This is a genomic window from Pseudomonadota bacterium (genome assembly GCA_016719885.1).
Lineage (GTDB): Bacteria > Pseudomonadota > Gammaproteobacteria.
On sequence record JADJYF010000004.1, the window covers coordinates 170,001 to 183,533 of the forward strand.

At 68.0% G+C, this 13,533-nt stretch carries 13 protein-coding genes (1 of these 13 cut by a window edge); 6 read left to right on the forward strand and 7 right to left on the reverse strand.

The genetic code is table 11. From position 1 onward, the window contains the following. The 4 genes from IPM80_04475 to IPM80_04490 all read right to left on the reverse strand — a co-directional run. On the reverse strand, positions 1–855 hold the beginning of the coding sequence (locus IPM80_04475) for a LamG domain-containing protein (protein MBK8957692.1). 1,404 nt of this gene lie to the left of the window's left edge; only the first 855 of its 2,259 coding nucleotides appear in the window; the start codon lies at positions 853–855; the stop codon falls past the left edge of the window. 125 nt (positions 856–980) lie between these two features. Continuing rightward, positions 981–1,307, reverse strand: coding sequence for a hypothetical protein (locus IPM80_04480; GenBank protein MBK8957693.1), 327 nt, complete (start codon positions 1,305–1,307; stop codon positions 981–983). An 87-nt stretch (positions 1,308–1,394) separates the two neighbouring features. Further along, on the reverse strand, positions 1,395–2,258 hold the full coding sequence (locus tag IPM80_04485; protein ID MBK8957694.1) for an aminotransferase class IV: 864 nt from the start codon (positions 2,256–2,258) through the stop codon (positions 1,395–1,397). After that, a complete protein-coding gene (locus tag IPM80_04490; protein MBK8957695.1) occupies positions 2,255–2,986 on the reverse strand; it encodes an IclR family transcriptional regulator in 732 nt (243 codons plus the stop codon). The genes IPM80_04485 and IPM80_04490 overlap by 4 nt, the downstream gene beginning before the upstream one ends. 255 nt (positions 2,987–3,241) lie before the next feature. Here IPM80_04490 and IPM80_04495 point away from each other — a divergent pair, with 255 nt between their 5' ends. Further along, positions 3,242–4,291 (forward strand): methyltransferase domain-containing protein, encoded by a 1,050-nt coding sequence (locus IPM80_04495; GenBank protein MBK8957696.1) that lies wholly within the window; start codon positions 3,242–3,244, stop codon positions 4,289–4,291. A gap of 22 nt (positions 4,292–4,313) precedes the next feature. Here the strand turns inward: IPM80_04495 and IPM80_04500 are convergent, their stop codons facing one another. Beyond that, complete coding sequence (locus IPM80_04500; GenBank protein MBK8957697.1) at positions 4,314–5,534, reverse strand: serine hydrolase; 1,221 nt, start codon at positions 5,532–5,534, stop codon at positions 4,314–4,316. Between the two features lie 173 nt (positions 5,535–5,707). On the opposite strand from IPM80_04500, the gene IPM80_04505 reads away from it, so the two are divergent. The 5 genes from IPM80_04505 (at position 5,708) to IPM80_04525 (ending at position 11,784) form a co-directional block, all read left to right on the forward strand. Continuing rightward, a complete protein-coding gene (locus IPM80_04505; protein MBK8957698.1) occupies positions 5,708–6,790 on the forward strand; it encodes an efflux RND transporter periplasmic adaptor subunit in 1,083 nt (360 codons plus the stop codon). Beyond that, positions 6,787–7,743 (forward strand): ABC transporter ATP-binding protein, encoded by a 957-nt coding sequence (locus IPM80_04510; GenBank protein ID MBK8957699.1) that lies wholly within the window; start codon positions 6,787–6,789, stop codon positions 7,741–7,743. Before IPM80_04505 ends, IPM80_04510 begins: the two co-directional genes overlap by 4 nt. Further along, a complete protein-coding gene (locus tag IPM80_04515) occupies positions 7,740–8,885 on the forward strand; it encodes an ABC transporter permease (GenBank protein ID MBK8957700.1) in 1,146 nt (381 codons plus the stop codon). Before IPM80_04510 ends, IPM80_04515 begins: the two co-directional genes overlap by 4 nt. A 125-nt stretch (positions 8,886–9,010) precedes the next feature. Further along, a complete protein-coding gene (locus IPM80_04520) occupies positions 9,011–10,780 on the forward strand; it encodes a hypothetical protein (GenBank protein MBK8957701.1) in 1,770 nt (589 codons plus the stop codon). Next, positions 10,777–11,784, forward strand: a complete 1,008-nt coding sequence (locus IPM80_04525; GenBank protein MBK8957702.1) for a hypothetical protein — start codon at positions 10,777–10,779, stop codon at positions 11,782–11,784. Before IPM80_04520 ends, IPM80_04525 begins: the two co-directional genes overlap by 4 nt. A gap of 43 nt (positions 11,785–11,827) precedes the next feature. Here IPM80_04525 and IPM80_04530 read toward each other — a convergent pair whose 3' ends face one another. Together IPM80_04530 and IPM80_04535 are read right to left on the reverse strand one after the other, a co-directional pair. Beyond that, the gene (locus tag IPM80_04530) at positions 11,828–12,487 is read right to left on the reverse strand and encodes a pyridoxamine 5'-phosphate oxidase family protein (protein MBK8957703.1); all 660 of its coding nucleotides are present in this window, start codon (positions 12,485–12,487) and stop codon (positions 11,828–11,830) included. 90 nt (positions 12,488–12,577) lie between these two features. Beyond that, positions 12,578–13,519, reverse strand: a complete 942-nt coding sequence (locus IPM80_04535) for a hypothetical protein (protein MBK8957704.1) — start codon at positions 13,517–13,519, stop codon at positions 12,578–12,580. Between the last annotated feature and the right edge of the window lie 14 nt (positions 13,520–13,533).

Here is a 13,533-nt window from a genome sequence, read left to right on the forward strand (position 1 = left end):
GACCACGCGGCCATGCAAGCGGTTGGGCGAGGTATCGCTGACCGTGACACTGGTGATGTCGGTGCCGAAATCCCAGGCAGCGACGACGTCGTGCAGCAATGCGCCGCTGACGCGCTTGGCCTTGAAGGCCTGCAACTCGGCTTCACCGAGGGCGCGTGCCGCCACGCGCGGGCTGTCTATCTTGCCGTTGTAGTGTTGGGTGCAGGCCGTGCGACCCGCATCGAACTGCTTGAAGCTCGCGCCGATGATGAGCGGCGCGCCATGCGCGAGCGACGCGGCGTGCTTGGCCTTGGTGTTCTTGTTGGCGGCGTCGCGCGTGCCGACGTGATGATGCATGGGCTCCTGCAGAAGCCGCACGCTGCGCGTCCTGGCGTCGTAACTGCCAGCGACGAAATACCATTCGTGGGACAGCAGGGCCTTGCCGGTGGTGATGGTTTCAACGCGGCCCTTGCCGGCGCCGATGCGCAGACCGAGACCCTTGGGGCCGATCACCAGCGCCGCGCCGCGTTGCGTGTCATGCGACCACGCCGAAATCACCGCCTGCTCGCCGCGCGCCGGCGTGGTCGGCCAGATGTAGGCGGCGAAAGTGAAGCTCTCCAGCGCGGCGAGCGGTTCGGCGGTGGCCACTTCCACGAACGAGCCGGCATGGATCACCTGGCGGCGCCCCTTGTAGGTGCCGTTGGCCGGCGTCTTGACCGGCTTTTCGCGGTAGCCCGGGCCGTCGGGATTCAGATCGCCGCAGATCAGCTGCACGATGTCGGCGGTGAAACGCCGCGCTTCGCAGTTGACCATGAAGTTGATGGTTTCGCCGGGCGCCACACTGATGCGGTCGGCATAGGCGGTGATTTTCATCATGACTCAATTCCTCATCGCTGCCGGCGTACACGAGCGGCGGCAGCTTGGCCGCGGCGTTCGTATGCGCCCTGGGAAAATCCGTGGAAGGCGAGACGCGCATGACCGGCATGCGCCGTGCCGCGGCGCTATTCGTGCAAGGTTTCGCCGGTCAGGGCTTTCCAGCGCTGGCGGAACACATACCACTCGGCATCCGCCATGCTGGTGAAGCGTTGCGCCAGCATCTTGATGGGTTTGCCACGCACGCCGCTGGTCTTGGCCAGCTGCCATTCACGGTTGGCTTGGACCACCACCAGGCAGAACTTGTCGGCCATCGGCGCGCCACGCAGGCGATTGAGCAGACGTTGCAGGTCCGGGCTGTGATGCCCGATGGGATTCTTGCGAAATTCTTCTATGAGACGGCGATCGTCGGGCGTCGGCCGATAGTTATCGGTCGCGTCGTGAATATCCACCATGGCACTCCCTCCCCTTTGAGGTGGATTGAACGGTGGCCGCAGTATAGCGCCGAACCTTCGAGCCGAAAGCCCGGCGCCATGGGTGTCTCAGAACGCTACGCCGTGGCGCGCCGCGAAATCGACATAGGCATCGCGTAAGCGCTCGCAGACTGGCCGTGCGCCGTCGCCTATCGGCGTGTCGTCAATGCTCGCGACACTGACCAGGCCCGCGCCGCTGCCCGACAGGAACACCTCGTCGGCGGCCAGCAGGTCATAGCGCGTGAGCGAGCGGCATTCGACCGCCATGCCGAGTTCGCGACACATCTTCAGCACGCTGTCGCGCGTGATGCCCGGCAGCGCGCCGTCGGCGGTCGGCGGCGTAACCAGCGTGCCTTCGAGCACGGCGAACAGGTTGGCACCGGTTGCTTCGGTGACACGCCCGGTGGCGTTCAGCAACAGCGCATCGTCATAGCCTTTCAAGCGCGCATCGCGCTTGGCCAGCACGTTGTTGAGATAGTTGAGACTCTTGACCTGCGGGTCGAGCAGGTCGGCGGCCGGCCGGCGCAGCCACGACGTCAGCAGGCGCAGACCCTTGGCCCGCACCTCGGCGGGAAACATGCGCAAGGACGCCACGATGCAGAACAATTCCGGCTCGACGCAGGACGCGGGATCGACGCCGAGCTCACCCACGCCGCGGGTCGCCACCAGTCGCACGTAGGCCTCGGCCTCGCCGTTGGCGCGCGCGGTGTCGAGCACGGCCTGGGCCAGCGCCGCGCCCTTGCGTGGCAATTCCAGCCCGATGGCGCGCGCCGAGCGTTCGAGCCGCGCAATGTGATCGTCAAGACGAAACACGCGGCCGCCGGTGATGCGTATGCCTTCGAACACGCCGTCGCCATACAACAGGCCATGGTCGAGGATGGAGATGCGGCACTCACGTGCGTCACCGATGTGGTTGCGATACCAGACTTTCATTGCGAGCGTCCCTCGATACGTAAAGCGATGCCTTCGGCGGCGTGCACCACGCGGCGCGTGGCGGCGGTCGTGCCGATGGCGGTGAAACGGGCGGCAACGGTGGCGAGCGCCACCGTGCCGTGCATGCGTCCGTGACTCAGAATGGGCGCGGCGGCGACCGCGAGTCCGGCCTGCCATTCCTCGATGTTGGTCGCCCACCCCTGCGCGCGTACGCGCTCGACTTCGGCGCCGAGCGCCTTGTGGCTGCGCAGGGTTCTGGCGGTGAAGCGCGGCAGCTCTTGCAACTCGACCTGCTCGGGCGCGAAGGCGAGATAGAGCTTGCCGACCGCTGTCGCGTGCACCGGCACGCCGGCGCCGAGGCGCGGCGCCGCGCGCAGGAAACCGCTGCCTTCGGCCTTTTCCAGCACCACCAGTTTGCCGGCGCGCGCCACCACCAGGAAAAACGTTTCGCCGAGCTCGGCGGCGGCGCTTTCCAGCACCGGCTTGGCGGCGGTCGCCAGCGGTTCGCGGCTGGCGATATTGAGCCCCAGGGCCATCAAGGCAAAGCCGGCGCGGTAGCGCCCATCACCGTCCTGCTCGGCGAGGCCGCGGCGCACCAGCGGCGCAAGGATGCGATGCGCGCTGGAACGCGGCATGCCGAGTTCGCGCGCGAGATCCGCCAGGCGCAAGGCCTGCGCGCGCTCGCTCAAGAGAAACAGGGCGTCGAGTGCCTTGTCGATGGTGCTCATGGATGTTCCATTATTCGGAACGAATATCCGAATTACAGAACAACCGTAACCAGCACGCCGACGCCTGGCAAGTCGCTGCCGGCCAAGCCGGACAAAACCGCGAAATTCCGCCGTGCGGCGGTCTTGTCGGCTCGCTACCGTCGGCCGCAGTCGCCGCCCTCGGCGCGCTGCGCGTGCCGCGGCGTTTCACATGTTGAAACGCCGCGTCGCCCGGAGATAATCCCGCCCTTCGATGGGCAACGACGAGGGCAGCCGATGAACAAGGACAAGATGCGCGCCATGGCCGACCGCGTGTTTCGCGACATGGCGGGCGGTATGGCCGCCGGCCTCGCGTACGTCGGCACCGAGACCGGCTTGTTCCGCGCCATGCAGGGGCGCGGTGCCATGAGCCGTGACGAAGTGGTGCGCGCCAGCGGTCTTAATCCACGTTACGTCGAAGAATGGCTGCAGGGCATGGTCGCGGCCGCTTATCTCGATTACGACGCGGATGCATGCACCTACACGCTGCCCGAGGAACACGCGTTTCTGCTTGCGTCCGACGGCACGGATCATTTCATGGGCGGCATGTTCGCGATGCTGCCGCCCTTGCTGGCGGTGGCACCGCGCGTGGCGCGCGCCTGTCGCGAGGGCGGTGGCGTGCCCTTTGCCGACTACGCACCGGAATGCCGTCACGCCATCGACCACATGAATCGCGGCAACTACGAGCATCGCCTGGTCGACTACTGGTTGAAACAACTGCCGCAGGTGAGCGCCGCGCTGGCCGCGGGCGGCCGCATGCTGGACGTCGGCTGTGGTCGCGGTTTCGTGGTGCTGGCGCTGAAGCGCGCTTTCCCGGCCGCCGAGTGCGTGGGCGTCGACCCTGACGCGGCGTCGATAGCAGAGGCGCGCGCCAGCGCCGCGGCAGCCGGCATCGCCGCGCGTTACGAGGCGACCACCAGCGACGCGCTCGCGGACGACGACAAGTTCGACCTCATCACGCTGTGCGACGTGTTGCACGATCTGCCCGAGCCCGTGGGCGTGCTGCGCGGCCTGCGCGCGCGGCTCGCGCCCGGCGGCGTGCTGCTGGTCATCGAGCCGCGCGTGTCGGACAAGCTCGAAGAGAACATCAATCCGCTGGCGGCGATGTTCTATGGCTTCAGCATGTTCCACTGCATGACGCAGTCCCTGGCCCATGGCGGCGCCGGTCTCGGCGCCTGTCTCGGCCCGACCCGCACCAAGGCCTTGTTCGCCGAGGCGGGTTTCTCCAGCGCCGAGACGCTGGACATCAAGAGCCCGACCAATCTCTTCTACGCGGTGCGCGCCTGAGGTCGCGTCTCGCTGGCGAAGTTCAGCCGAGTTCCCTTTTCACCGCCTCGATGAAGGCCAGGCGCCGCGGACCGCCATGCTGTGAGCCCTTTTCGCGGCTGGCCGGTTCGTCGGCGTGCATGAAGACTTCGCGCGGCATGGCGCCGACCATTACGAACACGAGGCCGTGGGCCGGCTCGACGTGTATCCACTGGCCGTAGGCGCCGAGCGCCATGAAGCTGCCGGGGTGATGCACCCACCACAGGTAGCCGTAGCCGCTGAAGGCCGAGGTGTCGAGGCGCGGCCGTGCACCGATATCCTTGTGAAAATTCGGTGCTGACGGCGCGGTTGCGAGCGCCGTCCAGCCGACCGGCAGCACGCGCGTGCCATCGCTCGCCACGCCGTCGTTCAACATCAACTGGCCGAAACGGCCGTAGTCGCGCAGCGAAGCGCCACAGCAACTGCCGGTGATCTCGTCGCCGTCATCGGACTCCAGCATGAAGTAGCCATCGACCTCCATGCCGCACGGACCCCAGATCTTCTCCGCGCAGTAATCGGCCACGGTCTTGCCGGTGACGCTGGAGATAATGAGGCTCAACAGGAAGGTGTCGCCGGTGTTGTAGTAGAACTGCGTGCCGGGCGGGTCGATGCGTTTCAAGGTCTTGAGATAGGCGCGGATATAGCCCGCGCGCCGTTCGGCGATGGGCTTGATGTAGTGCTCGGCGACGTCGGCGCGCAGGTCCTCGTAGTCCTCCGTCCAGTCGATGCCGGACGTCATGTTGAGCAGATGGCGGATGCTGACGCCTTCGTAGGCGCTGCCGGCGAAGTCCGGCAGGTAACGCGTCATCGGATCGTCGAGGCTTTTGATCAGACCGTCATGCAGGGCCGCGCCGATGAGGGTCGAAGCTATCGACTTGACCATCGACGACGACTGCCAACGCTGCGTCGGATCAAGGCCCAAGGCATAACGCTCCAGCACAATCTTGCCGTGATGCAAGACCAGCAGTCCGCTCAAGTGCTCATCGCGCATGAGGTCGTCGGTCGTGCAGCTGCGGCCCTGGTCGGCAAAGCGCACATCCAGCACCCCTGTGCCGGTCGGCAAGACGCTGGCCCGCGGCGCGCGCGGCACGCGTCGCGTGGCGAAGATGCGATCCCAGTGCAGAAAGCCTTCGGCCTGGATGTTGGGCGACCACAACAGGAAGTCGCCGCCCAGCAGGCGCGCCAGCCAGCGTTCATGGTTTTGCGTAGCGCCGGTGTCGGCCATGGGAATTGCCTCGAACAAGTGGATGGACCCTGCAACGCTAGGACGTGGCGCGCCGCTATACAAGGCGCACCGGCGCGACGGCGCTATGATGCGTGCACCATGCAAGCTGACGAAACGCCTCGGCCCTTTGTTCGTGCCGCCCGTCGGCGCCGATACAGCGCCGCCCACCGCGCATGAAGCGCGCCGTCGTCCTCGCGCTGTTGCTCACATCCGCGCTGGCATGGGCGTACTTTCAGCGCGTCGGCCGCGGCCCGGCGCAGCTGATTGCCTACGGCACGCTCGAAGCGCGGGATATCGAAGTCGGCTCCAAGGTCGGCGGGCGCGTGCTGAGTCTCGGCACCCGCGAAGGCGAACAGGTGCGTGCCGGCCAGGTGCTGGTGACACTCGACGACGAACAGCTCGCGCCGGCGCTGGCGCTGGCCGAGGCGGCACTCGCGGCGGCGCGCGCCGAACTCGCCAAGCGCGAGCACGGCTCGCGCGTCGAAGACATCGCCGAGGCACGCGCCGCCGCCAATGACCGGCAGGGCGGCGGCTTTCGCGCCGACGAGATAGCCGCGGCGCGTGCCGAGCGCACGCGTCTCGCCGCCGATGCGGACAACGCCCGACGGCGCCTGGCGCGCAGTCGCGAGCTCCTGGCGCGCGGCATGATTGCGCAGCAGGCGCACGACGATGCGCAGACCGCCGCCGATGCCGCCGCCGCGGCCTTGCGCGCCGCCGAACATGGCCTGGCCGCCGCCGAGGGACGCTACCAGGCGGCGCGCGCGGTGACGGCGCGTACCGTGAGTGGTTACCGCGCCGAGGACATCGACGCCGCCCGCGCCGCGGTCGCCCAGGCCGAGGCCGAGCTCGCGCTCGCCCGCGCGCGACTCGCGGAAACCCAGGTGCGCGCGCCCGCCGATGCCACGGTGGAAGTGTTCGATCTGCGGCCCGGCGACCTCGTGGCGCCCAATGCGCCGGTCGCGCGCCTGCTGGAAAGCGCCGAGCTGTACGTCATGGTGTTCGTGCCCGAGCCGCGCATCGGTGACGTGAGTCTCGGCCAGCAGGTCGAGATCGGCGTCGACGCGTTTGCCGGGCGACGTTTTCGCGGCACGGTCGAGCAGATCCGTCAGCGCGCCGAGTTCCTGCCGCGCAATGTGCAGACCCGCGAAGAGCGCGTGCACCAGGTCATCGGCGTCAAGGTGCGGGTGGAGGAGGGGCGCAGCGAATTGCGCGCCGGCACCGCGGCCGAGGTGCGCTTCCCGCCGCGCGCGCCATGAGCGCCGCCATCGTCGCGCGCCATCTCACGCGCCGCTTCGGCGACTTCACCGCCGTCGACGATGTTTCGTTCGAAGTCGCGGCCGGCGAGATCTTCGGCTTCCTCGGCCCCAACGGCAGCGGCAAGACCGTCACCATCAAGATGCTGACCGGGCTGTTGCCGCCGAGCGCCGGCACGGCGGTGATCGATGGTCTCGATGTCAGTCACGAGGCCGAGGCGGTGCGCACCCGCATCGGTTACATGAGCCAGAAGTTCGGCCTCTACGACGACCTCTCGGCGCTCGAGAACCTGCGCTTCTACGGCATGGCCTATGGCTTGGGCGGCGCGCGTCTCGCCGCGCGCATCGACACCGCGCTGGAACGCAACGGACTCGGGCCGTACAAGGATCGCCTCGCCGCACGCCTGTCCGGTGGCTGGCGCCAACGCCTGGCGCTGGCCTGCGCGATGATCCACGAGCCGCGCATCCTGTATCTCGATGAACCGACCGCCGGCATCGATCCGGTGGCGCGCCGGCAGCTGTGGGACCTGTTGTTCGAACTGGCGGCGCAGGGCATCACGTTCTTCGTCACCACCCACTACATGGACGAAGCCGAGCGCTGCGGTCATCTCGCCTACCTCTATTACGGCCGCCTGATCGCCGACGGCACGCCCGACGGCCTGGCGCGGCTGCCGGAGGTGACGCCGGCCGGCACGCGCCGCTACGGCTTGACCACCAGCGATGCCGGCCAGGCGCGGCGCATCGCCGCCACGCTGCCCGGCGTGCGCTCGTCCACCATTTTCGGGCGCGGCCTGCACGTGCTGGTCGATGCGCATGTCGACATGCAAGCCATCGTCGCCGCGCTCACGCGCAATGGCGTGGCGGTCGACGAATGCCGAGCGCTGGTGCCGAGTCTCGAAGACGTGTTCGTGGCATTGACCGAGCGTCGCCAGCGCGAGATCGAGGGCGGGCCGTGAACGCGCTGCGCGGCTTTCGCGCGGTGTTCTACAAGGAGATGCTGCACGCGCGGCGCGATCGTCTCGCCATCGTGTTCGCGCTCATGATGCCGCTCATGCAGATGGTGATCCTCGGCACCGCCATCGATACCAACGTGCGCCAGGTGCCGACCGTGGTATTCGATGCCTCCGGCGCCAACCAGCGCGACGGCACGGCCTTGCTCGGCACCCAGGCGAGTCGCGCCTTTCTCGATCGGCTGCGCAATACCGACACCTACCGCATCTATCGTCATGTCGATTCCGACGCCGCCTTGAACGAGGAAATGGTGGCGGGTCGCGCGCGGGTCGCGGTCAAGATCCCGCTGACCTTCGCCCGCGATCTCGAGGCCGGGCGCCAGGCCGAGGTGCTGGTGATGGTCGATGGTTCCGATTCGGCGGTGGCCGGCCAGGCGCTCAACGTCGCCACCCAGGTGGGGCTCGACGAGTCGCTGCGGCGCATGCTGCCGGACGGCGTGAAGCCCATCGTCGATGTACGGCCCAAGCTCATGTTCAATCCCGATTCGCGCTCGCCGAACTTCTTCCTGCCGGGCTTGATGGCGGTGCTGCTGCTGTTCGTCACCACCATGTTGACGGCGTTTTCCATCGTGCGCGAAAAGGAACGCGGCACGCTCGAGCAGCTGCTGGTCACGCCGGCGCGTCCGCTCGGCATCATGCTCGGCAAGATCACGCCGTATTTCGCGCTGGGCCTGGTCGAACTGGTGGTGATCCTGCTGTTCATGCGCTTTGCCTTCGGTGTGCCCATGCACGGCAATCCGCTGCTGCTGGTGTGTCTCGCCACCGGCTACCTGTTCGTCAACCTCACCATCGGTCTTCTGATCTCGACCCGCGCCGGCTCCCAGACCGAGGCCCTGCAGCTCGGCATGATGAGCATCCTGCCGAGCATCTTCCTGTCGGGCTACATCTTCCCGCGCGACACCATGCCGCTGCTGTTCTACGGCATCAGTTACCTGGTGCCGGCCACCTACATGGTCGACATCGCGCGCGGCGTGATCCTGCGCGGCGCGGGTCTCGCCGAACTGTGGAGCGATGCCTTGGTGCTGGCCTTGATGGGGTTCGTGGTGCTGCTGCTGGCGGCACGCCGCTTCCAGCGCATGATTGTCTAGCGGCGCGCGCAAAAATCGCCAGGCTGCGCCGCGCGCGGCCGGGCGCGGCTGCTATCATGCGGCCCGCGCGGCCAGTGACTGCGCCGGGCTTCGCCACTCAACGCGCGTATCGATACACAGCAGCCGTGAAGACCTTCATTCTCGCCCCGTCGCGCACGCCGCGCGCGTGCGCCGTCGTGCTGGCCATGCTGCTGGCCGGCGCCGCGTCGTTCGCCGAACCGGGCGCCGCGCCGGGCGCCGACGCCATCGAGTCACCCCATGCGCCGGCCGCGCGTTCGGTGCTGGAACTGCAGTCCTTCCGCCAGTCGACCCGCGGCCGCATGGCGGGCGGCGGCGACGACACGGGCGCGGTGCTGACCGATCTCAACCCGGTCATGCACGCCTGGTACGTGCTCGAAGTGCCGACATCCGACGGCCGACGCGTGGCCTATCATCTGGAATTGCCCGACCCCGACAAGCAACGCCTGCTGCTCGATTCCGCCGACGGTTCGAGCGTGCTGATCACGAGTCCCGACGGCGACAGGCATTGCGTCTTGCAGGGCGACAACAGCCTGGCCGCGGCGGCCATGCGCAAGCTGCCCTACGTGCCGCTGTGCGATGGCGCGTTGTACCTGCGGCGTCGCCTGCGCGGCGCCGAGACCTCGCTGGAAAGCGTGGTCGAATTCCTGCGCGATCGGGTGTGGGGCGGCGAACAGCTGGTCGATGCGGTGAAAGCGCGGCTCAGCGATGCCGAACGCGAAGTCGGCACCATCGCCAGCCACGGCGAGGCGCCCGCGACGAGCGACGACGGGCCGCGCCCGGCCCGGGTCGCGGAACGCTTCGCCGACGCCACCATCGCCAGCGAACGGCTCGGCATCGCGGTGGACGCGCCCGGCGGCATGCTGGCCGGGCGCTGGTACGCGGCGCGCGCGCAACAGGGCGTGTACGTGAGCGTGATGGAAGGCGACGCGGTCGCGCCGGCCATCCTCGAAAGCAATCTCGGCAGCGTCAATCCGCTCGACGCGGTGGAACGCTCGGCGCTGGTTTACCTCGTGGCCTTCGACCTCGCGCAGTTCGACATGGCTTTCACCATGGGCACCGATCATCCGCGCGTCGACTGGTCGCCGCGCGCCTTCGCCAGCCATGCGACATCGGACTGGGCGGGGCCCGATGGCTTCGCCACTCTCAGTCCCCTGGCCATGACCGGCATGGTGCCGCCATGGCAGACCGCGCGCACCATCGCCACCTTCATCGGCGGCTTCAAGCGCGACCACGGCGCTTTCAAGTACGGCGCCTTCTCGCGCAGCGACAACGGCAATCACTACGGTTTCGTCGAACAGGGCGTGGTGCTGTCGTCCTTGAAGCCGGGCCTCGCGACGCTCTACGTATTGGTCGACGGCAGCGTGCACATGGGCACCTGGACCGAACGCGATGCGCGCAAACTGGAGCTGGTGCGTTACGCGCGCCAGAACGGCGTGGCGCTGGTCGAACGCGATCACGACAGCGGTGAGTCGGTGCCGGGCCTGCTGGTCAATCGCTGGGGGCCGGGCAACTGGTCGGGCTCGTCCGAATCGAGTCTGCGCGCGCTGCGTTCGGGCCTGTGCATGGCCCGACACAACGGCCGCGACATGCTCATCTATGCCTATTTCTCCACCGCCACGCCGTCGCTGATGGCGCGCGTGTTCCAGGCCTACGATTGCGATTACGCCATGCTGCTCGACATGAACGCGCTGGTGCACACCTACCTCGCGCTCTATCGGCAGCCGGGCGGCGAGGTGGCCGTCGAACACGTGGTGCGCGACATGATCCAGGGCGATCCGGTGCTGCACGGTGAGCCGCTGCCGCGCTTTCTGGCGACGCCCGACAATCGTGATTTCTTCTACCTCACGCGGCGCGTGACGCCGCGCGCGCGATGACACCACGCCGCGTGCTGGCCGTGCTGGGCATGCTGCTGGCGTTGACCGCGCAGGCCAACGGCAAGCTGGAACTGCGCGAGCAGAATATCGAATTGCTGGCGCGCATCCAGGCCGCCCATGGCTACAGCGCGGCACAGATGGATGCGCTGCGCGCGCTGCTGCTGGACTCGGGCCACATGGGCCAGGGCAACCCCGACATCACCGTGCACGCCGGCAGTCGTGAAGCGTGCATGGCACGTAACGCCGCGACGCCCGTGCCCTGGCCCGAGGCCGAGTTCGAGAACATCTGCGGCGCGAAATACATGGCGCCGCTCTACGACCCGTCGCGCGAAACGGCCGCCGAGGCGCGCGCCTGCATCGATCAATACGAATTCCCGGACATGCCCTGCGAATACCCGGTGGTGTGGGTGAAAGCGGCGGAAGCGGCCAAGGTCTGCACCGCGCTCGGCAAGCGCCTGTGTGATGCGCATGAATGGGAAGGCGCCTGCCAGGGCGCCCTCACCGCGCCCGATTACCGTTTCGATCTCGCCAAGGGCGTCGGTTATGGTGACGCGGTGGCGCGCATGCGCGCCGCGCACAATCGCAGCCATGCGGCCGACGCGCGCTGGAGTTACGGTGCGCAATTCGAGCGCGGCGTGTGCGCGCAGGCCGGGCGCAAGTCGGCGAGCTGCCAGGGCGGCGGCTTCGGCCAATGCGGTTCGAACACCTACCCGAGCGGCGATTTCCCGGCCTGTCACAGTCCGCTATGGGTCTACGATCTCAACGGCAACGCCGCCGAGCACATGAACCTGCCGCTGTCGCCTGCCGAGATGGCGAGCGCCGGCAGCACCACGCTCGGCGTGACGGAAATGAAAGGCAGCTGGTTCATCTTCGATACCTACCGCGCCCATCCCGACTGGTGCCGCTGGCGCGCGCCGTTCTGGCATGGCGGGCGCGTCATGGACGCGCACAGTCACGCCAACTATCACCTGGGTTTTCGCTGCTGCAAGAGCGTCGGCAAGTAGCCACGCGCTCGGCAAGCGCGTGGCCGCGGCCGACACCGGCAGGTCAATCCGCCGCGCGCTTGTAGGCGGCGATGTAATCCGGGATCGGGTAGCCGGCGGTCTGCTTGGGATCGGTCTCGGGCGCCTGCGGGATCACCGGCAGCGGAATGACGCCCGCCCATACCGGGAACTCGAGATCGATGCCGTCATCACCGGGCGGTCCGCGCCGTACCTTGGCCGACGCCTGCTCGATGGCGATGGCGATGATGGTCGTGGCCTTCATCTCCTTGTCGTTCGGCGCTCGCACATGGGGCCAGCGGCCGGGCACCACGCGCTCCGTGAGGCAGCGCAGCGCCTCGAGCTTTTCCGCCGGCTCGGTGATGACCGTGCCGCTACCGTAGATCACCGCCGAGCGAAAATTCATCGAGTGATTGAACGCGGTGCGCGCGCACACCAGGCCGTCGACGAGCGTCACGGCCAGCGCGATCTGGTTGCCTGCCTCGATATGCTCGAGCATGCGTCCGCCCTTCAAGCCGTGGATGAGCACGCGGTCACCCTGGCGCGCGTGGATGGTCGGGATGATGAACGGCTGGCCATCGATGGCGAAACTCACATGGCACACCAGCGCTTCGTCGAGGATCGGGTAGATGGTCTCGGAGTCATAGGCGCCGCGCTTGGGGTAGCGCATCAGGCGATTGCGATCGGTGACGTCGAAGTCTGTCATGGAATCCTCATGGGGCAACCAGGTTGAAAAACGGGGAGTGTGGGCCGCCAGGTTCGGCGCGGCGCGAGCGACGCGCGAGACGGGCGCCGCTCAGTGCGTGACCATGCTCAGCATCGCGCCGTGGGCGTGGGCCAGGCGTCGCGGCTTTTCAGGAATGTAACGGGCGAGACTCGCGACCGGGCCTTCATCGCTCAAGACCGGCGCCAGCCGCGCGTTGGCCAGCACCTCGTGCACCGAAGTCACCCTGCCGTTCAACAGCATCACGTCGCTCACCAGGCGAATGCCATGGCTGTAGTCGACGTATTCGACGCCATGCGCGGTGCTGAGCGGTTGGATGGGTTCGCCGTTCGGTTCGTGCCAGCCGTAGATGGCGATACGCCCGGGGTGGGTGTCCATGCGGTTCGACAGCACCACGTCTTTCTTGTGGCCGGCGACGAACACGCCGGGCGCGATGCCGAGGCGCTTCAGCTGCGCGACGATGTCGGCGTCGTGGCGCGTGAAATAGGCGGTCGAACGCATGGCCGGCCCGGCGCGCAGCGGCCGCGGCGCGAGATGGCGCGCCGATTCACGGTAGATGGCATCGACCATGCGCGGCGTCGGCAGCACGAAGCCGAGGCGCGCGGCGACGTCGCTGGCGGCCTGCAGGCCCATCGGCATGCGCAGGAAATCCCGGTCGTTGCCGACCGCGAGGTAGTCCGGCATCACGCACACGGTGGCCTTGAGCGGCCGACCGTCGCTGGAGTAGGCATGCAGTTCGACGGGCTCGAGGCGGCGCAGGAAATCCGGGATGTCACCACCGAGCACCGCGCGCGCGGTCTCGGCATCGCGCGCGCCGCGCACCAGGGTGGCGATGCGGCGCGCGAAGCTTGCGCCGCCCGCCGTGCCGGCCGGCCTGGCCGGGATGGCGGCGCTCAGCGCTTGCGGACAGGTGAAAGCGCTGGCCGCATGGACGCCGGGCGGCACGCACAGCAGCGCCGCGGCGCAGGCCAGCGCGCGTGCGTGGTAATGAAGGCGGCGTGGCAAGAGGCGCATGGCGTCAACACGGA

What these genes read in the sequence shown, in the direction of transcription:
- IPM80_04495 (MBK8957696.1), top strand. Translation starts at nt 3,242, where the DNA reads ATGAACAAGGACAAGATGCGCGCCATGGCCGACCGCGTGTTTCGCGAC.
- IPM80_04530 (MBK8957703.1), bottom strand. Translation starts at nt 12,487, where the DNA reads ATGACAGACTTCGACGTCACCGATCGCAATCGCCTGATGCGCTACCCC.
- IPM80_04505 (MBK8957698.1), top strand. Translation starts at nt 5,708, where the DNA reads ATGAAGCGCGCCGTCGTCCTCGCGCTGTTGCTCACATCCGCGCTGGCA.
- IPM80_04490 (MBK8957695.1), bottom strand. Translation starts at nt 2,986, where the DNA reads ATGAGCACCATCGACAAGGCACTCGACGCCCTGTTTCTCTTGAGCGAG.
- IPM80_04510 (MBK8957699.1), top strand. Translation starts at nt 6,787, where the DNA reads ATGAGCGCCGCCATCGTCGCGCGCCATCTCACGCGCCGCTTCGGCGAC.
- IPM80_04535 (MBK8957704.1), bottom strand. Translation starts at nt 13,519, where the DNA reads ATGCGCCTCTTGCCACGCCGCCTTCATTACCACGCACGCGCGCTGGCC.
- IPM80_04485 (MBK8957694.1), bottom strand. Translation starts at nt 2,258, where the DNA reads ATGAAAGTCTGGTATCGCAACCACATCGGTGACGCACGTGAGTGCCGC.
- IPM80_04480 (MBK8957693.1), bottom strand. Translation starts at nt 1,307, where the DNA reads ATGGTGGATATTCACGACGCGACCGATAACTATCGGCCGACGCCCGAC.
- IPM80_04525 (MBK8957702.1), top strand. Translation starts at nt 10,777, where the DNA reads ATGACACCACGCCGCGTGCTGGCCGTGCTGGGCATGCTGCTGGCGTTG.
- IPM80_04500 (MBK8957697.1), bottom strand. Translation starts at nt 5,534, where the DNA reads ATGGCCGACACCGGCGCTACGCAAAACCATGAACGCTGGCTGGCGCGC.